Here is a 23143-nt window from a genome sequence, read left to right on the forward strand (position 1 = left end):
GTACTCCCCGTTCGCGTGTCTCGAGGCATCTCGCTACGCTCGATACCTCGCTACTCCCACTCAGTGTAGCCGCACTTGCCGCAGTGCTGGCGGTCGCCGTGGTCGGCGAGGAAGGAGTCGCCACAGCGAGGACACGCCTCGCGCTCGGCGGCGCCGTCGTCGCCGTAGATCTCGTAGTGCGCCATTTAGGCCTCCTCCGCTTCGGGCTCGGCTTCCTCGCCGGCGCCGATCTTGTTTCGCTCTAGCATGTGCTCCTGTTCGACGTCGCGGGCGAAGTCGGCCGTCTCGTAGACCTTCGCGTGGCCGACGGTCGTTCGCATCCCGAACTTGGTGTCGAGCTTTCGGATGACGACCTCGTCTGCGTCCTTGTTCAACATTGCCGCGAGGCTGTCGCGGACCTGCAGACGGGAGGGTGTAGCTTCCTCGTGGGTTAGTTCGAATGTAACGTCCGTTCGGTGCAACATGGGATTCTCGTCTTCCGAGAGGATGTCGACGTCCATGATATCACTCAGTTGCTCTAGTATCCCCCTGTAGCGCCTAAAAGGATTTCGAAGCGACTGGTCGGCGTCTCCGGGTCGTCAGTCCTCGTTCGGCGGTTCACCAGCGTCGAGGGTGGAGTGACCCCGGGTTGCGCGCGTCGGCGTGGAGCGTCGCGTCTCCAAACTGTCGGACTCGTCTTCCGCGACGCTAGCTGTCGTGTTCTCCGTCCGTGACGGTCAGTCCCCGTGGTGTCCGTCTCTCGAACTCGTCGTCCCAGTCGATTTCGAGAGGGTTCCAGGAGTCGCCGAAGTCAGCCGAACGAAACAGGCCGCGGTTGGTCGCACCGTAGACGACTGCTGGTTGATCGGTGGTCACGAACTCGGCTCTGACAACGCCCTCACCGGTCGGGAGCCCGCCGCCGTCGAGGCGTTTCCAGGGCTCGTCGCCCGCTCGGCAGTAAACGTAGGCGTCGGCGGAGTCGGCTCGGTGGGCCGTCGAGGCACCGGTCGCACTCGAGACGAGGACTCGGTCGGGGTTGCCGGGGTCTGGGACAACCGACCAGCAGTAGCGGTGGTCGAGCCCTTTCTGGGGGCGCTCCCACGACTCGCCACCGTCTTCCGAGGCAGCGAAGCCGTCTCCCGCGGCCGTGTAGACGAGCCCCTCGCGGTCGGGGTGAGTCGCCAGGCTGTGGTTGTCCCGGCGGGATCCGGGTGGGCGCTCCTGCCAGGTGTCGCCGCCATCCGTACTGAACACGAACGCGCCTGCCTCGATCCCGACGTAGAGCCGGTCGGGGTCGAAGGGGTCGACCTCGATCCACCGGACATGGTGGGTGTCTGGCCTCGGCGGGAAGTACCACTCCGGCTCAGAGGGAAGGTCGGTGATCCCGTCGAGGTGAGTCCAGGAGTTGCCCCCATCCGTCGAGCGATAGACGCGACTCGGCTCCGTGCCGGCGTAGACGACGTCGGCGTCGTGGGGGCTGATCGCAAGGGCGGTGACGGCGTTGGGCTCGAAGTCCGTCTCGAGGCGCTCGAAGGTATCGCCGCCGTCGGCAGAGCGGTAAAGACCGGACTCGAAGGTGCCGGCGAAGACGCGTTCGGGCGCGTCGGACGAGACGGTGACGCACTCCAGTCGGTGCCCCTCGAGACGGTCGGCTCGGTTCCAATGCTCGGTATCGTCCGGATCACCCGTACAGACGAGTAGTCGGTCGGGTAGGGCGAGGGAGACGAAGGCCATGCTAGAACGGACGGCGGGATCGAACAGAAAGGTTCGCCCGGCGTGAGAGAGACACCAACGCGGTAACTCAGTCGGCGGCGAACAGTTCGCGGTCCATATACTTCCCGCCGACCCAGCACTCGGCGGCGAGCCAGACGACGAAGACTGCCATGGGCACCAGCAGCAGGTCCCAGACGACGCCCGGTCCCGAAATCTCGAGAACGCTCACCACCGCGCTGGTGGTGAGAAAGAGTCCGAGCACGGCGAGGGGGAGGGCCGCGAGTCGGTTCCACGGAATCGCCACCGGGCCGACGGAGAGCCGATTTCGAGTGCCAGCGAGGAGGAATGTGACGCCGACGAGCGCGAACAGACCGGCGACCGCGATACCCTCCAACGTCTCCGGCGCCGCGAACAGCACGGCGAGCAGTACCAGTGCAGCGAGCATCGCGACGCCGCCGGCTGCGAGTCCGTGTCGGAACGTCTCTCGCTGATCGCTCATACCAGAACCGAACACGTCAGCCGGAATAGTTGTTTCGAGTGCGTCGGCGTCTCGGGCACGCAGCCGAGGTGATCGGCCGTCGAGGCGAGGGAAGATGTCCGCCGAGGAGAGGGGAGTTGGCCGTTGGACTGATCAGTCGTCGTCCATCGGCGCCGTCACCGGCTCGACGCGCTGACCGCGTGGCCCCTCAAGGTCGACGTCGGGGAGCAGGTCCCGGAGATACTGGCCCGTGTACGACACATTGTGCGCAGCGATTTCCTCGGGGGTGCCGGTCGCAACGATCTGGCCGCCGTTCTCGCCGCCCTCGGGGCCGAGGTCGATGACGTGGTCTGCGTTCTTGACGAGGTCGAGTTCGTGCTCGATGACGACGACGGAGTTGCCGCCGTCGACGAGCCGGTGGAGGACGTCGATCAGTTTGCGCTCGTCTGCAGAGTGGAGGCCCGTGGTGGGTTCGTCGAGCAGGTACAGCGTCTCGCCGGTGTCTTTCTTGCCCAGTTCCTCGGCGAGTTTGACCCGTTGGGCCTCTCCGCCCGAGAGCGTCGTCGAGGGCTGGCCGAGGGTCATGTAGTCGAGCCCGACGTCTTTCAACAGCTTCAATCGGCGGCGGATCTGGGAGTTCGCCTCGAAAAAGTCGTAGGCCTCGCCGACCTCCATCTCGAGGACGTCGGCGATCGTTTTGCCCTTGTAGGTGACGTCAAGCGTGGCGTCGTTGTACCGGGCGCCCCCGCACTCCTCGCAGGGGACGTAGACGTCCGAGAGGAAGTTCATGTCAATTTTGACCGTCCCCTGGCCGCCACACTCCTCGCAACGCCCACCCTTGACGTTAAAGGAGAATCGGCCCTTCTCGTAGCCCCGTTGTTTCGAGAGTTTCGTCTGGGCGAACAGCTCGCGGACGTAGTCGAAGACGCCGGTGTAGGTGGCCGGGTTCGAGCGCGGCGTGCGTCCGATTGGACTCTGGTCGATCAGGCGAACGGTCTCGATCTGGTCGAGCCCCGCTAACTCGTCGTAGTCGCCCGGAATGACGGAGGTGTTGTCGTTCATCTCACGAGCAAGTCCCTTGTAGAGCACCTCGTGCATGAGCGTCGACTTGCCCGAGCCCGAGACGCCCGTGATCGCGGTGAAACAGCCAAGCGGAATCTCGACGTCCAGATCGGTGAGATTGTGCTGGCGAGCGCCGTGGATGCCGAGTGTGCCGTCGGCGTCCCGACGATCACCGGGAACCGGGATTTGCCGTCGCCCGGAGAGGTAGTCGCCGGTGACCGACTCCTCGCAGGCTTTGATCTCCTCGACGGGGCCGTTGACGACGACCTCACCGCCGCGCTTGCCGGGGCCGGGCCCCATGTCGACGACGGTGTCGGCGCGGCGCATCGTCTCCTCGTCGTGCTCGACGACGATGAGGGTGTTTCCGAGGTCGCGAAGCTCTTCTAGGGTGTCGAGCAGCCGATCGTTGTCGCGCTGGTGGAGCCCGATCGAAGGCTCGTCTAACACGTAGAGGACGCCGACGAGCCCGGAGCCGATCTGGGTCGCGAGTCGGATGCGCTGGCTCTCACCACCCGAGAGCGTCGCGGCTTCGCGGTCGAGCGTGAGGTACTCGAGCCCGACCTCGTCCATGAAGCCCAGACGCGCGCGGATCTCTTTGAGGATCTCCTCGGCGATCACCTTCTCGCGCTCGGTCAGGTCAGCCTCCATGGACTCGAAGTGTGCGAGTGCGTCGCCGATGCTCATCGCGTTGATCTCGGTGATCGCGGTGTCGTCGACGAGCACCGCCCGGGAGGCGGCCCTGAGGCGGGTGCCGTCACAGGCGGGACACGCCGTCGCGGACATGTAGTCCTCGATGTGCTCGCGCGTGGAGTCGGAGTCCGTCTCGAGGTAGCGACGCTCCAGATTGGGGATGACGCCCTCGAAGCGCTTTCGCTTGCGCCGGGTGCCGTTTTTCGTGTGGCGTTCGAACAGCACCTGGTCGCTGGTGCCATAGAGAAACGCCTGCTGGATGTCCTCGTCCAGTTCCTCGAACGGCGTCGACAGCGAGACGTCAAAATGTTCGGCGACGGCGTCGAGGCGGGTCCGGTAGTACGATCGGCTGTAGCTCCAGGGTTCGAATACCTTCTTTAAGGGCTTCGAGGCGTCTTGAATCACGAGATCCTCGTCGACCTCTTTGGTCTCGCCTAAGCCCTCACACTCCGGACAGGCGCCGTGTGGGGAGTTAAACGAGAAACTGCGAGTCTCGATCTCGGGGACGTCGATCCCGCAGTGCGTACAGGCCAGATCCTTCGAGAACTCGACGACGAACCGGTCATCGGCCTCGTACTCGTCGCCGAGTGCGCCGGTCCGGCGGGCCTGCTCGCCCAGCTCGCTCGCGACGTCCTCGGGGGCGTCGGGAAGGATGACCTTGAGGACGCCTTCTGCCTCCTCGAGGGCGGTCTCGACGCTGTCGATGATCCGCGGTCGTGCTTCCGTCGAAACCGAAATCCGGTCGACGACGACGTCGATCGTGTGATCGAAGTTCTCGTCTAAGTCGGGCGTATCGAGCGTGAGGTCATGTTCCTCGCCGTCGACTTCCACCCGAGAGTACCCCTCCGAGACCAGCTCGTCGAACAAATCCTCGAAGGCACCCTTCTGGTCGCGAACGACGGGGGCGGCGAGCTTCGACTTCGTTCCCTCGGGGAGTTCGAGAATGCGCTCGACCATGTTCTGGGCGGACTGCTCGCCGACCTCGCGGCCACAGTCGGGACAGTGAGGCGTGCCAACGCGGGCGTAGAGCAGTCGAAGGTAGTCGTGTAACTCGGTGACAGTTCCCACAGTCGAGCGGGGGTTGTTCGCGGCGTTCTTCTGATCGATCGAGATCGCCGGGGAGAGCCCGTCAACGGACTCGACCTGCGGCTTGTCCATCTGCCCGAGGAAGTTTCGCGCGTACGCGGAAAGACTCTCGATATATCGGCGCTGGCCCTCGGCGTAGATCGTCTCGAACGCCAGCGAGGACTTGCCCGATCCCGAGAGTCCCGTGACGACGGTAAAGGACTCCCGAGGAATCGAGACGTCGAGGTCCTTCAGATTGTGCTCTTCTGCCCCCCGAACCTCGATATGCTCCGAACTCATCTAGCCACAGCCAGCGGCCGCACAAATGAAGGGCTGTCGGTTGGGAGATCGCGCGAGGTGAAAGTGAACGGGCACGCAGGGAAACTAACCGGGAACGGAGGAGATCGCACTCGAGTGCGTTCAGATCGTCCCCCGAAGGACGACCTCGTCGTCGATGCGGTCGAGCATGTCCTCTCTGATCGTGTACGCCTCGTCGTCGGATCGATCCCAGCCAACTTTCGCCAGTGCGGTGTCGAGGAGGCTCGGATTTGGATCGACCGAGGCGGCGTCTCCGTCGACGTTCGAGACGACTCCCAGTTCCTTGCCGTTGGCGTCGACGACCGTCTTGCCGACGTCGTCGTCGGTGAGCGAGGCAGCCATGGGGTCGGCTACCAGCGACCCACACATAACCGTTTGGCCGTCGATCTCCGGTTTCCTTGAATCGGGAGGGTTTTCGCGTTCGTTATCAAGCTGATCAGACCGTCGGCCTCAGTCGGAGTGATCGTCGGCCTCAGTCGGAGTGATCGTCGGTCTCACCCGGAACGATCGTCACCGGAATCGTGGCGGTCCTGGCGAGTCGATCGGCGGTGCTCCCAATGACCGCCCCCGAGAGTCCGCTGGTTCCGCGCTGGCCGACGAAGATTGCGTCGGCATCGATCTCGTCGGCGTAGTCGAGGATCGTCTCGGCGGGCTGGCCGCGACGAACCTCGGCGTGGATCTCGACGGTGTGGTCTCGGTAGGCGTCTCTCGCGTCCTCCACTAGCCGCCGTGCTGCCTGATTGAGTTCGTCGACCTCGGCGACGCCGAAGGTAAGTGTGGATCGGCTCGGCTCGACCACCGTGATTGCGTGGACGTCGGCATCGCAGGCTGCAGCGAGTGCGACGGCGCGGTCGAGCGCGGTCTGGGCTGTGTCGCTGTCGTCGACGGCGACCAGCAACCTATCGGTCATAGGAGACAGTATGGCGCTCTCAGGAATAAACGGTCGCATGCGAATCGATGTGCGCTGTGGGAGTCGGAGGGAGAGGTGAGTAGTGCGAACAATATCGATATCTACTGTCGAATATACCGTGACGACTACACGGGCACGATGGACGACGTGTGGGTCAACGGTGGCGGGTGAGTCGAGGTCACGGTCTCAGGCGGCGCTTGGCAGTTCGGTCATCATGAGAACGAGAGGTGTCAAGAGGAGCAGGCAGTCGGCAAGATGGCACCGGCCAGAATTTTAAGATGATACGCGTCCGAGAGCCACTCTAGTGACACCTCACCGGAGATTAACCGCGATTTCGGGTGGAGATCCAAACGGGGTATACTCTTTGTCATCGAGTACAGTCGGTCTAGTATGACAGATGAGTTCGACGTGGTGATCGCCGGGGCCGGTCCCGCGGGCGCCCAGTGTGCACGGGATCTCGCGGCCCGGGACTACGACGTCGTCGTCCTCGAGACGGAGGCCGAATCGGTGTTCCCGAAGACGAGCAACAAGTCCACTGCAGGGACGTTCTACTCGATGATGACGGCGTTCGGAGTGCCCGACGACGTGGTGATGAACTACACCGACAACGTGGTCCTCGAGTCGCCGAACAACCACTACGTCCAGGAGCATCCGGGTGCCGTACTCGAGTTCGCAGACTTCAAGCGGTGGCTGGTCGCCGAAGGACGCGAGGAGGGCGCGGAGTACCGGTTTGACTCCCACGTCCGGGAGCCGATCCTCGAAGGCGACGAGCCCGTCGGCGTCCGGTACAACGGCGACGAAGAGGTCTACGGCGAGATCGTCGTCGACGCGACGGGGCCGAGCGCGCCGCTGGCGAAGAATCTCGGCGTGAGCGATCTCAAGAGCAAGAACCACGCTATCGGTATCGAGTACGAGTTCGAGGGCGTCGACGTCGACCACCCCGATTTCGCGGACTTGACCGACGGGATGATGCTCCGACTCGATCACGACCTCGCGCCTGGGGGCTACTCCTGGATCTTCCACACCGGCGGCGACACCGCGAAGGTCGGTCTCTGTTACATCCGCAACGAAGACTATCACCGGCACGGACGAGACGACTTCAGCATCGACGACTACCTCGAGTACTGGACGGATACCGACCCGCGATTTGCTAACGCGACGCGCCTCGACGAGAAGATGCACCGCGGCTCGGCGCACATCCAGCCGCCTGGAACGATGCACACGGACCGGTTCATGGCCATCGGCGACACCGTCCCGACCGTCGACCCGCTCTGGGGCGAGGGGATCAACACGTGTATGCGATCCGGGCGTGCGGCCGCGATCGCCGCCGACTACTGCATGGGCCACGAGAACACGCCGCCGACCGCCGAGAACCTCGAGATCTACGACACGCTCTGGCACCGTGACGCCGCTCCGAACATGCAGTCGCGACTCTGGATGACGAAGCTGCTCTATTTCGCCTCGAACGAGCGCTACGACCAGCTGATGGCCGACCTCTCGAAGATGGACGAAGACGCCCTCGCGAAGGCGAACAACGGGAGCGTCCGCGGCGTTCTGAAGCTATTACACCTGCGAGATCTGCCGATGCTGGCGAAGTTCGCTCGGTATCAGCTCACCCGGTAAGCTGGGGCCGAGACGGTACGTGTGTCGAACGGGAACGCGATCTGTGCCGATCAGACGTCCTCAGGGAGCCAGCCGCCGTCGACTTCGATATTCTCCCCGCTCGTGTACGTGTTTTCGGGATCGAGGAAGAACAGCAGGGGACGAACCAGATCGTCGAAGCTGGCCGGGCGACCGCGCGGGAGCTCGTCGGGGAACTCGTCTGAGTTTTCGACCACGTACGGAGAGACGGCGTTGACCGTGATTCCGTCGTCGGCCGTATCGGCGGCGAGCATCCGGGTGAACTGGATGACGCCGGCCTTGGCGAGAAAGTACGGGAAGTTCTTGGGGTTGACGAGGCCCTTCTCCGCGGAGGCGTAGCCAATATTCACGATTCGACCGTACCCCCGCTCGCGCATTCCGGGCAGAACGCGCTTCGAGCAGAGGTAGGTTCCGTTGACGTTCGTCTCGATGACGCGGTTCCAGGTCTCGACGTCGAGTGCTTCCCAGTGGGCGGGCGCGAAGTCGCCGACGTTGTTGACGAGGACGTCGACGCCGCCGAGATCGGCCTCGATCGCAGACACGAGCCCGTCAACACTCTCCGGATCGGTGACGTCGCCCTGGACGGTGATCGCGTCGCCGGCGCCCCGGTCTGCCGCCTCGGCTGCGACCTCGCGGGCGGCGTCGGCGCTCGTGTGGTAGTGGACGGCGACGTTCGCACCACAGTCGGCCGTCGAAAGCAGCAGCTCGCGGCCGACGCCGCGTCCGCTGCCGGTGACGAGGACGGTCTGACCCGTGAGATCCGGCTGGTACATACCTCGCCGTCGGACAGCCGGCGGGTTAGGTCTTTAGTTCACCCCGCCGCAGGACCGGTTTCGACGTTCAGTGGCGGCCGAACGGGGCTGTAAGCGTCAGCTACCGGGGTTCCGACCGGAACGAGTCAACGGGGGCCGGATCGCCGCGGCTGAGTACAATATGTGTAGTTAAGTATGGCGACGGCAGTCCCTAGGGTAGGATGGACTACTATGCGGGCGTCGATCTCGGCGCGACCAACGTCCGTGCGCTCGTCGCCGAGGACGATGGGACGACGGTTGGCACGAGCCGTCGCGCGACGCCGCACGGCCCGACCGGAATCGACGTGACGGAAGGCGTCCTCCTGACGCTGCGGGAGGCCTGCGACGACGCCGGAATCGACCCCACCAAAGTCGTAGCCGCGGGCATCGGCTCGATCGGCCCGTTCGACCTGGCGGAGGGGATGGTGATCGATCCGGCGAACCTGCCCGATACGATCGATCGGATCCCCCTGACCGGCCCCATCGAGAAGTTGATCGATAGCGAGGAGGTGTACCTTCATAACGACACCACCGCGGGCGTGATCGGCGAGCGGTTCCACGCCGCCCGCAATCCCGACGACATGGTGTACGTGACGATTTCCTCGGGGATCGGCGCCGGTGTCTGCTGTGACGGCGAGATCTTAGACGGATGGGACGGGAACGTCGGTGAGATCGGCCACTGGCTCGTCGATCCTCGCGAACGCCTCCAGTGTGGCTGTGGACACGCCGGCCACTGGGAGGCCTACTGTTCGGGCAACGGGATCCCGAACTACGTACGAATGATCGCAGAAGACGATCCGACGATCGACACCGATCTGCCCCTCGAGGACCCCGACTTCACGGCCAAAGATGTCTTCGAACACGCCGGCTCGGACGAGTTGGCCGACTACGCGATCGAGCAGGTCGCCTACTGGAACGCGCTTGGAATCGCAAACGTGGTCCACGCGTTTGCCCCCATTCTCGTCTCCGTCGGGGGCGCCGTCGCGATCCACAACGAGGAACTGGTCGTCGATCCGATCGCCGAGCGCGTCTCGGAGATGGTGATGGCGAACGTCCCCGAGATCCGGCTGACGACACTGGGTGACGATGTCGTTCTGGAAGGCGCACTCGCGAGCGCGCTCACCGCTGGGACGGGCGATCGGCGGTACCTCGACCACTGAGCTATACAGGTCGGGCGGCGATGCCGCCCGCGAGAGCGACCGGGCGTTTCTTATCCAGCGCTGACGTGGCGAGCGTATGCGCCGGCGAACGGCGATTCGGGCGATCGGTGCCACCGGAGCGGCCGCACTGGGGACGAGCGTCGCCGGCTGCACCGACGCCGCACCAAATGGGAGCAACGGCGAGAACGGGAGCGACGAGAACGGCGAGGACGGACCGTACGAGCCCCTGGGGTCGGTCTCGCTAGAAGGCGCCGCGGAGGCGGTCGTCGGCGATGGCGGAGAGACCGCCTACGTCGCGGGTATCGACGGCATCGCCACCGTCGACGTCGTGGATCCGGCATCGCCGACCGTGCTCACCGAGCGAACCGACCTGCTCGGCGACTGGAACGAGGACGGAACGTTCACCGACATCTTGGACGTGAAAGTCGACGGCGACCGACTCGCCGTCCCGGGCCCGGCGAATCAGCAGGGGAGCAGCGTCTTTCACGGATTCGTGCTGTACGACGTGAGCGATCCCGCCGATCCCGAGCCGGTCGGCGAGCCCTACGAGACCGAGTACCCCATCCACAACTGCTTCCTCCGAGACGAGCGGCTCTACGTCGTTGCGAACGACGAGGAGGGCAATCCACTGGTGATCTTCGACGTCAGCGGCGACGAAATCGAGGAGATCGGGCGCTGGTCGCTGCTCGACGTCGACCCCGACTGGGCCGACGTCCACTGGCTGTTGCGCTACCTCCACGACGTCTACGTCCACGACGATCTGGCGGTGCTTGCCTACTGGAACGCGGGGACGATCCTCCTCGACGTGAGCGATCCCACCGAGCCGGCGTTCGTCTCGCGGCTCTCCGAGACGGATCTCGAGACCCAACGCGACCGCAGCGGAAACCGGGAGGCCGTCCGGACCGCACAGCTCGGCTTACCCGGCAACGACCACTACTCCGCGGTCGACGAGACGGGCGAACTACTGGCGATCGGCCGGGAGGCCTGGGTGACGAACCAGAGCGCGGCCGATCGGCCCGGCGGGATCGATCTCTACGACCTGACGGATTCCGCCGAGCCGGAGTATCGGTCCACGATCGAGGCGCCCCGCGGAGCCGACGAGCGCTACGATAGCGAGCCGTGGACGACGGCGCACAACTTCGAACTCCGTGACGACGTCCTCCACGCCTCGTGGTACCAGGGCGGCGTGACGCTGCACGACGTGAGCGATCCCGCCGACCCCACAGAGCGTGCCCAATGGCACGAGCCGCTCTCGGCGTCGTTCTGGACCGCACGCGTCGCCCAGCCCGGCGAGACGTTCGTCGCCAGCTCGACCGGCTATACGAACGCCGACCGACCGGAAAGCGCGCTGTACACGTTCCCGATTCGCGACGGCGAACAGGCAGATCCGGTCGCACTCGACGATCCAGCCGTCTTCGAGGACGACGACTGAGCGAGAGCGGCGGATATCGACACAGAACCGGCGACGCTGACGTTGACACCGGACTCAGCGACGCTGACGTCACCTCCCGTATGTGCCAGATTGTCACGAACGTTCGGACGCAGCGCAACCTATTCTTTTCTCGAGCCCGAAACCCCCGATAATGAGCGAGTCAGAGGTCGAGGGGGCGACGCTTCGCGAGCGCGTCGAGAAGTGGATGGCCCGAGAGATGCCGATCATCCAGATGCACGGCGGGACGAGTGCGGTCCGCGAGGCCAACCCCGAGACTGGCGAGGTGATCATCGAACTCGGGGGCGGCTGTAGCGGCTGCTCCGTGAGCGACGTCACCACGGGCAACATCGAAGCGGAGCTGTTGCAGTGGCCCGAAATCGACGAGATCACGGTCCGCGTTCCAGACGCGCGCGAGGATCTCGGCGGTCCTGACCAGCCCGAATCGATCATGGGCGTCGACAGAACCGAAGGCGGGCGCGGCGACTGGGGCTCGTCGAATCCCGGCAAGGACCACCTCTGAGAGACAGGTTACCTGGGGCCGACGACGTTCGGACGGACGCGAGTGCTGTCTCCGAGCCACTGTGTGACACGGGCGGCCAGTTTTGGGAACGCCTATACGCGTTTAGTCACCTATTGTTCAGGTAATGACCACGACGACGAGCCAACGCCCGGCGGCAGGGGGTGGCCAGAATGGCTGAGGAACCGCTCCCCAGCGCGACGGTCGGCACCGACGCGGTGGCGACGGACGGTGGCGAACGCGAGAACGACACCGGACACGACGAAGCGGACGACGAACACGAGGGTGACGAGCCCGAGACGGACGGCGGCGTGCGCGCGTACACCGTCCGTCTGGAGCTCGTCGACGAGCCCGGCGAGCTGCTGCGAGCGCTCCATCCGATCGCTGACAACGGCGGAAACCTGCTCTCGATCCACCACGAGCGCGGGAATATTACGCCACGAGGGCACATCCCCGTCGAGGTCGACGTGGAATGTCCGCCGGATCGGTTCGACGGGATCGTCGAGGCGCTTCGAGATGCCGGCGTCAACGTCATTCAGGCCGGCGAGGAGCGCTACGGCGATGAGTTGAGCGTCGTCCTCTCGGGCCAGCTCGTCGACACCGATCTCTCGGATACGCTCTCTGCGATCGAAGACGAGGCGGGTGCCGTCGTCCTCGACCTCTCGCTTGCCGCACCGGAAGGAACGAACGGTGTCGCCAGTGCTCGGATCCGGCTGGCAATCGGCTCCGGACGCACTGAGGCGGTGCTGTCGGCGATCCGCGAGTTGGGCGAGCGAAAGGGACTCACCGTCGTCGAACCGCTGCCAGGGGGTGAGGCCTGATGCGACTGGCCATCCTGGGTGCCGGCTCCGTCGGCACGTCCGTCGCGGAGCTGGCCGGCGAGTACGGCCACGAGGTCGTCGCGTTCGCAGATTCGAGCAGCGCTGCGGTCGACGACAACGGGATCGATGTCGAGCGCGCACTCGAGCGAAAGGCAGGCGGTGAAGACGTCGGCTCTGCCGACCCAGAATCGGCGTTCGACGCCGACTACGACGTGCTCGTAGAGGTGACGCCGACGACCTTGGGCGACGCCGAGCCCGGCTTCTCTCACGTGAAGCGAGCGCTCGCTGACGACAAACACGTCGTGCTCGCGAACAAGGGTCCCGTCGCCGAACGATACGAAGAGCTTCGTGAACTCGAGGCCGAGAGTGCGGGCTCGATCCGGTTCGAGGCGACCGTCGGCGGCGCGATTCCGATCCTCTCGACGATCGAGGACACGACGCCAGAAGCCGTGACCGCGGTTCGTGGCGTCCTGAACGGAACGGCAAACTTCATCCTGACGCGGATGGCCGCGGAGGGACTAGACTACGAGCACGTCCTTGCAGAGGCCCAGGACCTGGGCGTGGCGGAAGCCGATCCGACGTTCGACGTCGACGGCACCGACGCCGCACTCAAGTTCGTGATCTTAGCGAACGTCCTCGCCGACGGCGGTTTCGCGCTCGAAGACGCCACCGTCGACGGGATCGAAACCGTTCCGGGGAGTGCCTTAGATCTCGCGGCCGAGGACGGACGAACGATCCGACTCATCGGCGAGGCGACCCGCGAGGGCATCCGGGTTGGGCCGCGGCTGGTCCCCGAGAACGGAGCGCTCGCGGTGACGGGAACGCGAAACATCGTCGAGATCGAGACGCGCCACGGCGGCTCGCTGGCCTCCAGTGGACGCGGCGCGGGCGGCCCGGAGACGGCGACGGCGATCCTCGCCGACGTCGGTCGGCTGCCCGAGCTGTAAGCTAGTCTGGGCGGACTGATTCTTACGCGATAAGCTGGAGTCCAGCCAGCGCGACGCCGACGTACAGCACGTGATACAGCAGCGTGGACGTACCCATGTGGACGGTAAATCGGCCGGCCGGATACGAGCCCACGCCCGCCGGAATCGTCACCAGTCCACGGATCCACGGGAGGAAGTTTGTGACGAAGATCGCGGGGCCACCGTACTCCTCGAACCACACCTCGAGACGTGCAAGTTCCGGCGCGTCGGGATCGACCGTCACGTAGGGAAGGCTCAGTACGAACGTCGGACCGTACCGTCTGCTTCCGGCGTAGATGACGAGTTGGCCGACCATGTAGCCGAGCGTGACGACGAGGACGATGAGTGCCGCTTGGACGACCTCTGCGCCCGTCGCGAGGACGTAGCCAGGGAGGAAGACGCTGGTCGGAAAGATCTTCCCGACGAATGCCCCTTTCAGGGTAAAAATCACGAAGAGGGCGGGCATCGCGAGCAGGCTCGTCGGTTCGGGGACAAGCTCCGAAACGAGAGAAACAACGTCGAACATATCCGTCAGTCCGCGTGGCTTCGCACGACCAAGCGAGGGCTCGCGGGCTCAGGTCGGCTGTCGGGAGATCGGTGGTCGGACATCTGGGTCTCAGTTTATCGGAGGCAACACGTCAGTATAAATAGACGCTGGCAGTTTCCGAACGAGAAACTCCGTCCGACGGAACGATAGACGGACAGCCGTGACGAGCCGCGGATGAGTGGCGGGACGCCGTGTGACCGAGACGCAAACCGCAAGAGGGAACAGGGATCGGAAGAATACGGTTTCGAAATGGTTTTAACCGCAACGAGCAAACAACACCGATATAAGCGCCTCTGCGCGTGAGCTACAACAATGAGCGAAGACAAACCGCACCAGAACTTGGCCATCATCGGCCACGTTGACCACGGGAAGAGTACGCTGGTCGGGCGGCTCCTCTACGAGACGGGGAGCGTACCCGAGCACGTCATCGAACAGCACAAGGAAGAAGCCGAGGAGAAGGGCAAGGGTGGCTTCGAGTTCGCCTACGTCATGGACAACCTCGCTGAGGAGCGAGAGCGTGGTGTCACCATCGACATCGCCCACCAGGAGTTCGACACCGACGATTACTACTTCACGATCGTCGACTGTCCGGGCCACCGTGACTTCGTCAAGAACATGATCACGGGCGCATCCCAGGCGGACAACGCCGTCCTCGTCGTCGCCGCCGACGACGGTGTCGCGCCCCAGACCCAGGAGCACGTCTTCCTGGCTCGTACCCTCGGTATCGACGAGATGATCATCGGCGTCAACAAGATGGACGTCGTCGACTACAAGGAAGACGCCTTCCAGGACGTCGTCGACGAAGTCAACCAGCTGCTCAAGCAGGTTAACTTCCAGGTCGAGGATGGCTCGTTCATCCCGATCTCGGCCTTCGAGGGCGACAACATCGCCGAGAGCTCCGACAACACCGACTGGTACGACGGTCGTACCCTGCTCGAGTCCCTGAACGACCTGCCGGAACCGCAGCCGCCAACGGACGCGCCGCTGCGACTGCCGATCCAGGACGTCTACACCATCTCCGGCATCGGTACCGTCCCCGTCGGACGTATCGAGACCGGTATCATGAACATCGGCGACAACGTCTCCTTCCAGCCCTCTGACGTGGGCGGCGAAGTCAAGACGATCGAGATGCACCACGAAGAGGTGCCCAAGGCCGAGCCCGGTGACAACGTCGGATTCAACGTCCGCGGCATCGGCAAGGACGACATCCGCCGCGGTGACGTCTGTGGTCCCGCCGACGAGCCACCAAGCGTCGCCGAGACGTTCCAGGCCCAGGTCGTCGTCATGCAGCACCCCTCGGTCATCACGGCCGGCTACACGCCTGTCTTCCACGCCCACACGGCACAGGTCGCCTGTACGATCGAGTCCATCGACAAGAAGATGGATCCCGCAAGCGGCGAGGTCGCCGAGGAGAACCCCGACTTCATCCAGTCGGGTGACGCTGCAGTGGTCACCATCCGACCACAAAAGCCCCTCAGCATCGAGCCATCCAGCGAGATCCCGGAACTCGGGAGCTTCGCCATCCGCGACATGGGTCAGACCATCGCAGCTGGCAAGGTCCTCGACGTCCACGAGAAATAAATGCAGCAGGCACGCGTTCGACTCGCGGGCACGAGCCCACAGGACCTAGACGACATCTGTGACGACGTCCGCGAGATTGCGAACAATACCGGCGTCAACCTGAGCGGTCCAATCCCGCTACCGACGAAAACCCTCGAAATCCCGACGCGGAAGTCGCCAGACGGAGAGGGTACCGCGACGTGGGAGCACTGGGAGATGCGCGTCCACAAGCGCCTGATCGATCTGGACGCCGACGAACGTGCACTCCGACAGCTCATGCGCATCCAGGTGCCAAACGACGTTTCGATCGAGATCGTCCTCGAAGACTGAGGACGCTCGCTTTCTGAGTTGACCGTTTTTTCCGAGGACACTGGGCGAAGAGCTACAGAGCCGACCGAGATCCGACGCTCCGGCTGTTCCAGACAGCGAAGCCGACGTGCAGACTTTTGTAGCTCGGTCGTGACCATCCGGTATGGCGACTCGATCTGGCGCGCCGATCCTCGAGGTGCTTGCCCTGTTCGTCCTCGTCTTCCTGTTGCAGACGCTGGCGGCCTTCGGCGGAGCGATGGCCGGGCTGTTCGTGCTCTCGCCGCCAGTGACGGCAGATCCCTGGACGATTGTCACGAGCGTCTACGCCCACGCCGGCATCGGGCATCTCCTCTCGAATGCCGTCGCGCTGGTGTTGTTTGGGTGGCCAGTCGCACGGGCAACGACGCGGCTGCGCTTTCACACGTTCTTTCTCGCAACCGGCGCGATCGCCGGCGTGACCCAGATCCTCGTCGGGGGCTGGCTCTCCGCATTCCCCGGGTTCGGTGCCAGCGCGGGCGTGCTCGGAGCCAGCGGCGCGGTGTTCGCACTGCTTGGCTACCTGCTCGCAGCAAACCGCGTGACGTCGGGGCTCGGCTCACTCGTCGATCTCTCGACGACGGCAGCGCTCCTGCTGGGCCTGGCTCTGGCCGTCGTCGTCACACTCGCGACCGCAGCTCCGGGGGTCGCGTTGCTCGCTCACTTCACCGGCTTCGTGCTGGGGCTGGCCGCCGGCCGTGCGGGCGTCCTCGAGCCACGCTCGCAGTCAGCAGCGACGCAGACGCCAGTTTGAGGCGGCGTTCGTCAGTGTCACACAGAGCCGGTTCGACGCATGTCTGAGTACCTCTGTTGGGAAACACAAGTCTCAAATAGCAACCTGGGCTACCTATCGGCGAGGGCTCGTAGATCAGTGGTAGATCGCTTCCTTCGCAAGGAAGAGGCCCTGGGTTCAAATCCCAGCGAGTCCACTTCTTCACATCGCTACGCTCGTTCAGTCGTGGACTCGCTGCACATCGCAAACTCTACGAGTTTGCTCAATCCCAGCGAGTCTATAATTCTGCGGCGCGAACAACTTCGTGAGCGCCGCAAATAATCGTCGAGTCGGGATTTGAAGCCCTGTGAAACGTAGTTCGAAAGACGCCCTTGGCGTCTCTCGTCATCACGAGAGAGCAACGCTCTCTCGAACGACAGCGCCGAGCGGTGCGCAGTTCGGAACAAAAGTGCAACGCAAGGGTGCATGCGCTGCAGCACGGGGATAACCTTACCCCAGAAAGCGGTGTACGGCGAGTCGGTATGGGTGGGGGACACACTATCAACGGGGGCGCGCTACGAAACGCGGCGATGACGAGTGCATTGCTCGCAGCAGGGTATGTACTTCCGTTCCTCGGTGAGCACGCGAGCGGTTCTCGGGGGATCGTCGAGACGGTCGCGTTTCTCTCGAGTCACGAGTACTTTCACTACTACCTGCTCTGTACGGCGCTGACGGTTCTCGTAATGGGGACCGTCTGGTACGGACTCGAAGTGAGACTGGACGACTGGCGGTACGGACTCGTCGGTGTGGGATACGGGCTGCTGGCGGGAATCGTCTTCGCGGTATGGTACGTCACTCTGGGAACGACTATCTACGACTTCGCGATCGCCGAAACCTACGTGTTGATCGTCGTCGTCCTCGGTACGGCGCTCGGGACGATCGCTGGACTGCTGCGCTATGCGACTCTTGCCTACCGGTAGAGAAGGGGGACACGCTCCATCCGTTTCGACATGCCACCGCGGTGGAACGTCGGTGGTTTCGAATGGTGGTGTCCACCGCGGGGGCAGGCAAACGGTATCGGGCGTCAGGGGTAGCGTCTTCGTCCGAGGCAAGACGCGGGCGAGAGGGTTCGAAATCGAAGGCTAAGCGAGAATGGATCCCGGAATCCCACCCGAGTAGCACGGCGGGGACGACCGGGCAGTCGCCGGCCGGCCGCTTTTCCGTTCCTCCGCGATAGCGCTACGCATGGTCGAAGACCCGAATCGCGACCGCGCGCAGGATCGCATCGGTGACCGGAAGGGCGAACGGGCGGAGACGACCGAGTCGATTCTCACCGACGCCGAGCGCTCGTTCGACGACCTCGAGTACCCGGTGACGAGCGAGGAGATTGCAGCGGAGTACGGCGACGATCCGATAGCGTTACCCAACGAGACGGAATCACTGGGTTCAGTGTTCGACAGGCTCGCTGGCGAGGAGTACGAGTCGGCCACGGCGGTTCGCGAGGCCGTCTACGGCGAGGTGACCGGCGACGCAGGGGACCGAAACGAGGCGAATGCCGAACGAGATCTCGAGGCACTCGACGACCAGCGCCAGCCGCCATCAGACGAACGCGATACGAACGCGCTGTAGCCGGGCGGCGGAGGTTTCGGGTGCGGAACCGGAATAGCAGAACGGATTTACGTCGCGGCCGTCTTCGTTCGACCATGGATTACGACGCGAGTCTCGACCGCGCGATGGAGAACGTCCCCGACATCGGGGGCGACGAGGATCGCCTGCAGATACCCGACGCCCAGCCCCAGAAAGACGGGGCTTTCACCCGATTTACGAACCTCGGAGAGATCGCCGACGTCCTCTCTCGAGAGGACGAACACCTTCACCGATTTATCCAGCGCGAGCTGGGCACCAGCGGCAAGCTAGAGGAGGGGCGAGCCCGGTATAACGGAACATTCTCCCAGCAGGATTTCGACGCGGCCGTCGACGCCTACCTCGACGAGTACGTCCTCTGTACGGAGTGTGGACTGCCCGACACTCGCCTCGTCCGCGAGGACCGCACGCCGATGCTCCGGTGTGACGCCTGCGGGGCGTTCCGTCCAGTGACGAAACGCTCGGCGAGCCAGCAACAACAACAGCAGCGCGAGGCCGTCGAAGAAGGGAAGACCTACACCGTCGAGATCACCGGCACCGGCCGCAAGGGCGACGGAGTCGCCGAGAAAGGAGAGTACACGATCTTCGTCCCCGGTGCGGACGAAGGCGACGTCGTCGAGATCTACATCAAGAACATCTCGGGCAACCTCGCGTTCTCGCGACTCGCCTGATCGGCCTCAAGAGCGGGCGTTCAGCCCGATCGCGGTGCGGCGGCACGTGCTCCCGAAGATGGCAACTGTGTCTACGACTCGACTCGAACGTGGTGCGAACCGGCTCTCCGGTATCGCACATCGGCGGGTGACGCTACATCCGCTACCGGGGGGTCGGTCGTGGCGGTGACGACGCTCGCCATCCTCGCACTCGCGTTTAGCCTGGATCTACTGGTTGGCAACCCACGTGACACAGTTGCCCCACTCGGCCAACTCGTCGACCGCATCGCCCCGGAAACGGGAGAGCGACGCGGACTCGGTACCGTTCTCGTCGGCTCCGTTCTCGTCGCGATCCTGGCAGGCGGAGCCGTCGCGCTGAGTGAACAACAGTCTGCGATCGCCGCAAGCGTCGTCGCCGCCGTCGTCCTCTTTCTCACGATCGATCTCCGGGCGCTCCTCGAGGGAACCAGCGCCACGCTTGCGGCGGTCGATCACGGACTGAACGAGAGCGACGAACAGCCGGATGAGACCACCAGCGGGAGCGTGACGACCGCACTGCCACAGCGTCGCATGGCAGCCCTCGAAGACGGTGCCGACGGGCTCTCGACCGGTTTCCTGGCGACGCTACTCCCGTTTTCACTGCTCGCCCCCGCATCGGTGACAGCGGCCACGGCAGTGGCGGCGTGGGTGCAGTGTGTGCTGGTGCTCGATCGGTCGGGAGACGCCGACGACCGGACGCCATCAGCGAGCGGGCCGATTGCGACGTCGATCACGTGGATTACCGACCGAATTGGGGCGGTCTGCATTGCCGTTGCGGCGGGCGATCCGGCCGCGATTCGACGTGCCAGCAGAGACCGACGAGCGTCGGCGAGTCCCATCGGGTGGCCGGCAGCCACGCTCGCTGCTACACTGAGCGTCCGTGTCGAAGCAAGTGGGGCCGAAACGGACGCCTCGAATGCGAATACGACGGAGCCGTCAGCCGAGCACGGTCAGCAGGGAGTGGCGCTGCTTGGGCTTGCAGCAGCCGTCGGGGTTGTCGTCGCGACCGTTCTCGCGATGGCGGGAGCGCTCGTTGTGGGCCCACCAGAGCCGGTGTTACTGGCCGTTGAGGTTCGTTCAGCGGCATTCGAGTGGTCGCTGGTGGGGGTGAGTAACCGATGACCGATGGGGACGATCCGACCGTGATCCGCTCGCTGGCCATTGCAGTCGAAGACGTCCTGGACGCGGCCGTCTACAACCGGGAGAATCCCGGCACGGCAGTGCTCCGAGTGACACCCCCGTTCCATGGACGGATGCGGGCCCGACTCCACGTCTATCGCGAGGACGACCGTGAGCTGACGGGTGCAATCCATGTACCCCCGCGTTCGTTCCTCCCTAAGCGAACACGTACAGCGTATCCCGACTTCGAGAGCCGGCCTCCCGACGTCGGAAGCGACGGAGAGGATGAGGACGGCCCAATTGACAACTGGCGGTCGCAGGCTCGCGACTCCCTTCGTGAGACGGTGACGATCGACACTGGAGAGAAGTCACACACAGTCAGCGTCGGCTGGCTCGACGAGCCACAGTAACAGAGCGTCCAACACGAGAGTACCCGCGATCGCACCGCAGTCTCGTACTTTCACTTTCACTCCGCACGGATCGCATTGACGTATCGTCAGTCGAACGAGTTGGTATGATGATCGTAGACTGTATCGACGACGACCGTGTCGACGGAACGGCAACGCCCGAGAAACCCGGCGACCAGCGCCGTCGTATCGACGTCACCGAACTCGACGCCACCGACGTCCAAGAATTCGTTCGGACGAACGTCGGTACCGACCGCGTCTCGCTTGAGCACCGCGGGGCGCGAACGTATCTCGTCGTCGAGGGGTAACTGCGAGACACAGACGCGACGGGGAAACTGGAGCGCGATAAGCCACACGGAAAGGCACTTCCGCGCGGGCCCCCGACGTACGGTCTGTGAGTGCCGACGCGACGACAGACGACGACGGCCCCCGCCGGGCAGAGGTCTATCCTGGCCGCGAGGTCGTCGTCGAGTTCGATCCCGACCTCACCTTCGAGTGTGTCGAGGAGTGTACCTGGTGTTGTCACCACGGCGTGTTGCTCTACGATCGCGATCTCCTGGAGCTCGCCGAGCGAGCGAACCTGGCCAAGACGACGACGGACTTTCGCGGCGAGAAGTTCGTGACCCGAGAGCCAAAGGACCGCGACGAGCACGTCGCCGAGGACGGGAATGCCTGCGCGTTCTTGCGATCGGACGGACTCTGCTCGCTGCACCTAGAAGAGGACTGGAAACCAGCACGGTGTTCGGTCTTTCCGCTCGCAGTCCGACTGGAAGACGGCGAGTTACACGTCGATATCCGGGACTCTGCACACGACCACTGTGACGGACTGAACGTCAGCGAACGGCGCGTAATCGACAACCTCGAGGCGTTCCTTCCGGAGGTGCTCTGGGAACTCGAGAATCCCGACAGCGATCGAGTGCTGTGAGTGAATGGGTATCACACCCCACAACATATTCTCGAAATTAGTGACCGTTTGTCCTCTCACAACGCCGACCCGAGTAAAATAGCAGCGCATTAGTACGACGAGTCAGTCGACGGTAGTAGGAGCGGTATTCGGCTCATCGAGCAGGCATCATCATGTCAGGAGAATATGACCTCATCATCGTCGGCGGTGGAATCAGTGGGGCGTCGCTGCTCTATACGGTGTCGAAATTCACCGATATCGAGCGCGTGGCGCTGTTCGAAAAGGAAGACGAGATCGCGGCGATCAACTCCCACCACACTAACAACTCACAGACACTTCACTTCGGGGATATCGAGACGAACTATACGCTCGAGAAGGCCGAGGAGGTAAAAGAGGGCGCAGAGTTGCTCGCAGGCTACCTCGAGAACCACGACGCAGATCGGGAGATGCACGCAAAGCGCAGTAAGATGGTGCTTGGCGTCGGCGACGAGGAGGTCGCCGAACTCGAGGAACGCTACCACGAAGAGGGCTTTGGCGACCTCTTCCCGAAACTCAGCGTGATCGACCGCGAGGAGATCGAAGCGCTCGAACCGAAGGTCGTCGAGGGACGCGAGCCAGGGACCGAGCTGCGAGCGCTCCAGACGCCCGACGGCTACGTCGTCGACTACGGCGAGACCGCCGCCTCCTTCGTCGAGCAGGCCCGCGAAGAGGCGACCGTCGACATCTACACGGGGACGGCCGTCGAGGACATCACGGAGACCCACAGCGGCTACACCGTCACGACGCCCGACGGCCCGTACGACTGCGAGGTCGCCGTCGTCGCGGCCGGCTCGCACAGCCTCCAGATCGCGAAGGAGCTGGGCTACGGCCAGGACAAGGTGTTGCTCCCGGTCGCGGGGAGTTTCTTCCTCGCAGAGGACTTCCTCAACGGGAAGGTCTACACCCTCCAGATGAAGAAGTTGCCCTTCGCCGCGGTCCACGGCGACGCCGACGTTCACGACGACAGCGTCACCCGATTCGGACCGACGGCGAAGCTGGTTCCAACGTTAGAGCGCGGCCGGATCTCGACCGTCGGGGACTTCTTCGACGTGTTCGGACTCAACCTCGCTTCCTTCCTGAGCTACGGGAACATCTTGGCAGATCGCATCCTGCTGCCGTACGTCCTCCGGAACCTCGTCTACGACCTCCCTGGCGCTGGCCCGCGAGCGTTCCTCCCTCACGTCCAGAAGGTCGTCCCGAGCGCCGAACTGTCCGATATCTCTCGTGCGAAGGGGTACGGCGGCGTTCGACCGCAGATCGTCGACACCAGCCAGAAGTCCCTGGACATGGGCGAGGCGAAGATCACCGGCGAGGACATCATCTTCAACATCACGCCGTCGCCGGGCGCCTCGACCTGTCTGAAAAACGCGATGGTCGACGCCCAGCAGGTCGTCGAGTTCTTAGACGGCGAGTATGAGTTCGACGAGGAGGCGTTCCGTGCCGAGACGATCGATCACTTCCCGCGCGTCGAGGACGCCGATGCTCCCGACGCCGAGAGTGCCGACGAACCAGCGACCACCGCGGGCACAGAGCAGCCCGCGGAGTCGGCCGACGGTGCGGCGGCGAGCACCGGCGCGGACGACTGAGCGACACCGGAGTTCCTCCCGAGTTGCTCGGGTAACACCCAGGATGCGG

The 23143-nt window shown here is 64.1% G+C and carries 26 protein-coding genes and 1 tRNA gene; 18 read left to right on the plus strand and 9 right to left on the minus strand.

All coding sequences use genetic code 11. The annotated features are described in order from the left end of the window. Window positions 1–50: 50 nt before the first annotated feature. From OB905_09825 to OB905_09855, 7 genes are all read right to left on the minus strand, one after another. Window positions 51–185 (minus strand): 30S ribosomal protein S27ae, encoded by a 135-nt coding sequence (locus tag OB905_09825; GenBank protein MCU4926278.1) that lies wholly within the window; start codon window positions 183–185, stop codon window positions 51–53. Beyond that, a complete protein-coding gene (locus OB905_09830; GenBank protein ID MCU4926279.1) occupies window positions 186–500 on the minus strand; it encodes a 30S ribosomal protein S24e in 315 nt (104 codons plus the stop codon). Window positions 501–687: 187 nt separating this feature from the next. Continuing rightward, window positions 688–1713 carry a hypothetical protein gene (locus OB905_09835; protein ID MCU4926280.1) on the minus strand — a complete coding sequence of 342 codons (1026 nt, stop codon included), beginning with the start codon at window positions 1711–1713 and terminating at the stop codon, window positions 688–690. A gap of 67 nt (window positions 1714–1780) precedes the next feature. Then, a complete protein-coding gene (locus tag OB905_09840) occupies window positions 1781–2191 on the minus strand; it encodes a hypothetical protein (GenBank protein ID MCU4926281.1) in 411 nt (136 codons plus the stop codon). Between the two features lie 132 nt (window positions 2192–2323). Further along, window positions 2324–5287, minus strand: a complete 2964-nt coding sequence (gene uvrA, locus OB905_09845) for an excinuclease ABC subunit UvrA (GenBank protein ID MCU4926282.1) — start codon at window positions 5285–5287, stop codon at window positions 2324–2326. Between the two features lie 120 nt (window positions 5288–5407). Continuing rightward, the gene (locus tag OB905_09850) at window positions 5408–5647 is read right to left on the minus strand and encodes a hypothetical protein (protein ID MCU4926283.1); all 240 of its coding nucleotides are present in this window, start codon (window positions 5645–5647) and stop codon (window positions 5408–5410) included. A 130-nt stretch (window positions 5648–5777) separates the two neighbouring features. Further along, window positions 5778–6215: a universal stress protein gene (locus tag OB905_09855; protein MCU4926284.1), complete on the minus strand. Its 438-nt coding sequence runs from the start codon at window positions 6213–6215 to the stop codon at window positions 5778–5780. 390 nt (window positions 6216–6605) lie between these two features. On the opposite strand from OB905_09855, the gene OB905_09860 reads away from it, so the two are divergent. Next, window positions 6606–7838, plus strand: a complete 1233-nt coding sequence (locus OB905_09860; GenBank protein ID MCU4926285.1) for an NAD(P)/FAD-dependent oxidoreductase — start codon at window positions 6606–6608, stop codon at window positions 7836–7838. Between the two features lie 50 nt (window positions 7839–7888). Here OB905_09860 and OB905_09865 read toward each other — a convergent pair whose 3' ends face one another. After that, window positions 7889–8629 carry an SDR family oxidoreductase gene (locus OB905_09865; GenBank protein MCU4926286.1) on the minus strand — a complete coding sequence of 247 codons (741 nt, stop codon included), beginning with the start codon at window positions 8627–8629 and terminating at the stop codon, window positions 7889–7891. A 200-nt stretch (window positions 8630–8829) separates the two neighbouring features. Between OB905_09865 and OB905_09870 the strand changes: the two genes are divergently transcribed. The 5 genes from OB905_09870 to OB905_09890 all read left to right on the plus strand — a co-directional run bounded on the left by OB905_09870 (window position 8830) and on the right by OB905_09890 (window position 13524). Then, window positions 8830–9807 carry an ROK family protein gene (locus OB905_09870; GenBank protein MCU4926287.1) on the plus strand — a complete coding sequence of 326 codons (978 nt, stop codon included), beginning with the start codon at window positions 8830–8832 and terminating at the stop codon, window positions 9805–9807. A gap of 76 nt (window positions 9808–9883) precedes the next feature. Beyond that, on the plus strand, window positions 9884–11239 hold the full coding sequence (locus OB905_09875) for a hypothetical protein (protein MCU4926288.1): 1356 nt from the start codon (window positions 9884–9886) through the stop codon (window positions 11237–11239). Window positions 11240–11390: 151 nt separating this feature from the next. Continuing rightward, complete coding sequence (locus OB905_09880) at window positions 11391–11759, plus strand: NifU family protein (protein MCU4926289.1); 369 nt, start codon at window positions 11391–11393, stop codon at window positions 11757–11759. A 170-nt stretch (window positions 11760–11929) separates the two neighbouring features. Further along, entirely contained in the window at window positions 11930–12577 is a 648-nt protein-coding gene (locus OB905_09885; protein ID MCU4926290.1) for an amino acid-binding protein, read from the plus strand. Then, window positions 12577–13524: a homoserine dehydrogenase gene (locus OB905_09890; GenBank protein MCU4926291.1), complete on the plus strand. Its 948-nt coding sequence runs from the start codon at window positions 12577–12579 to the stop codon at window positions 13522–13524. The genes OB905_09885 and OB905_09890 overlap by 1 nt, the downstream gene beginning before the upstream one ends. A gap of 22 nt (window positions 13525–13546) precedes the next feature. Here OB905_09890 and OB905_09895 read toward each other — a convergent pair whose 3' ends face one another. After that, window positions 13547–14068, minus strand: coding sequence for a VTT domain-containing protein (locus OB905_09895; protein MCU4926292.1), 522 nt, complete (start codon window positions 14066–14068; stop codon window positions 13547–13549). Window positions 14069–14401: 333 nt separating this feature from the next. Here OB905_09895 and tuf point away from each other — a divergent pair, with 333 nt between their 5' ends. The 12 genes from tuf to OB905_09955 all read left to right on the plus strand — a co-directional run bounded on the left by tuf (window position 14402) and on the right by OB905_09955 (window position 23094). Then, window positions 14402–15670, plus strand: a complete 1269-nt coding sequence (gene tuf, locus OB905_09900) for a translation elongation factor EF-1 subunit alpha (GenBank protein ID MCU4926293.1) — start codon at window positions 14402–14404, stop codon at window positions 15668–15670. Continuing rightward, window positions 15671–15979: a 30S ribosomal protein S10 gene (gene rpsJ, locus OB905_09905; protein ID MCU4926294.1), complete on the plus strand. Its 309-nt coding sequence runs from the start codon at window positions 15671–15673 to the stop codon at window positions 15977–15979. A 142-nt stretch (window positions 15980–16121) separates the two neighbouring features. Further along, on the plus strand, window positions 16122–16748 hold the full coding sequence (locus OB905_09910; protein ID MCU4926295.1) for a rhomboid family intramembrane serine protease: 627 nt from the start codon (window positions 16122–16124) through the stop codon (window positions 16746–16748). A 103-nt stretch (window positions 16749–16851) separates the two neighbouring features. Continuing rightward, window positions 16852–16923 (plus strand) — tRNA-Ala (locus tag OB905_09915). A gap of 325 nt (window positions 16924–17248) precedes the next feature. Further along, window positions 17249–17686, plus strand: a complete 438-nt coding sequence (locus OB905_09920; GenBank protein ID MCU4926296.1) for a hypothetical protein — start codon at window positions 17249–17251, stop codon at window positions 17684–17686. 265 nt (window positions 17687–17951) lie between these two features. Beyond that, window positions 17952–18335, plus strand: coding sequence for a hypothetical protein (locus tag OB905_09925; GenBank protein ID MCU4926297.1), 384 nt, complete (start codon window positions 17952–17954; stop codon window positions 18333–18335). A 74-nt stretch (window positions 18336–18409) separates the two neighbouring features. After that, window positions 18410–19021, plus strand: a complete 612-nt coding sequence (locus OB905_09930) for a translation initiation factor IF-2 subunit beta (protein MCU4926298.1) — start codon at window positions 18410–18412, stop codon at window positions 19019–19021. A 159-nt stretch (window positions 19022–19180) separates the two neighbouring features. Next, on the plus strand, window positions 19181–20161 hold the full coding sequence (locus OB905_09935) for a cobalamin biosynthesis protein (protein ID MCU4926299.1): 981 nt from the start codon (window positions 19181–19183) through the stop codon (window positions 20159–20161). Further along, a complete protein-coding gene (locus OB905_09940; GenBank protein MCU4926300.1) occupies window positions 20158–20568 on the plus strand; it encodes a hypothetical protein in 411 nt (136 codons plus the stop codon). Before OB905_09935 ends, OB905_09940 begins: the two co-directional genes overlap by 4 nt. Before the next feature lie 107 nt (window positions 20569–20675). Then, window positions 20676–20873, plus strand: a complete 198-nt coding sequence (locus tag OB905_09945; GenBank protein MCU4926301.1) for a hypothetical protein — start codon at window positions 20676–20678, stop codon at window positions 20871–20873. An 86-nt stretch (window positions 20874–20959) separates the two neighbouring features. Further along, window positions 20960–21490 (plus strand): hypothetical protein, encoded by a 531-nt coding sequence (locus tag OB905_09950; protein MCU4926302.1) that lies wholly within the window; start codon window positions 20960–20962, stop codon window positions 21488–21490. Between the two features lie 152 nt (window positions 21491–21642). Next, the gene (locus OB905_09955) at window positions 21643–23094 is read left to right on the plus strand and encodes an FAD-dependent oxidoreductase (GenBank protein MCU4926303.1); all 1452 of its coding nucleotides are present in this window, start codon (window positions 21643–21645) and stop codon (window positions 23092–23094) included. The last annotated feature ends 49 nt before the right edge of the window (window positions 23095–23143 follow it).

The sequence above is a fragment of the Halobacteria archaeon AArc-dxtr1 genome (assembly GCA_025517425.1).
GTDB lineage: Archaea > Halobacteriota > Halobacteria > Halobacteriales > Natrialbaceae > Halostagnicola.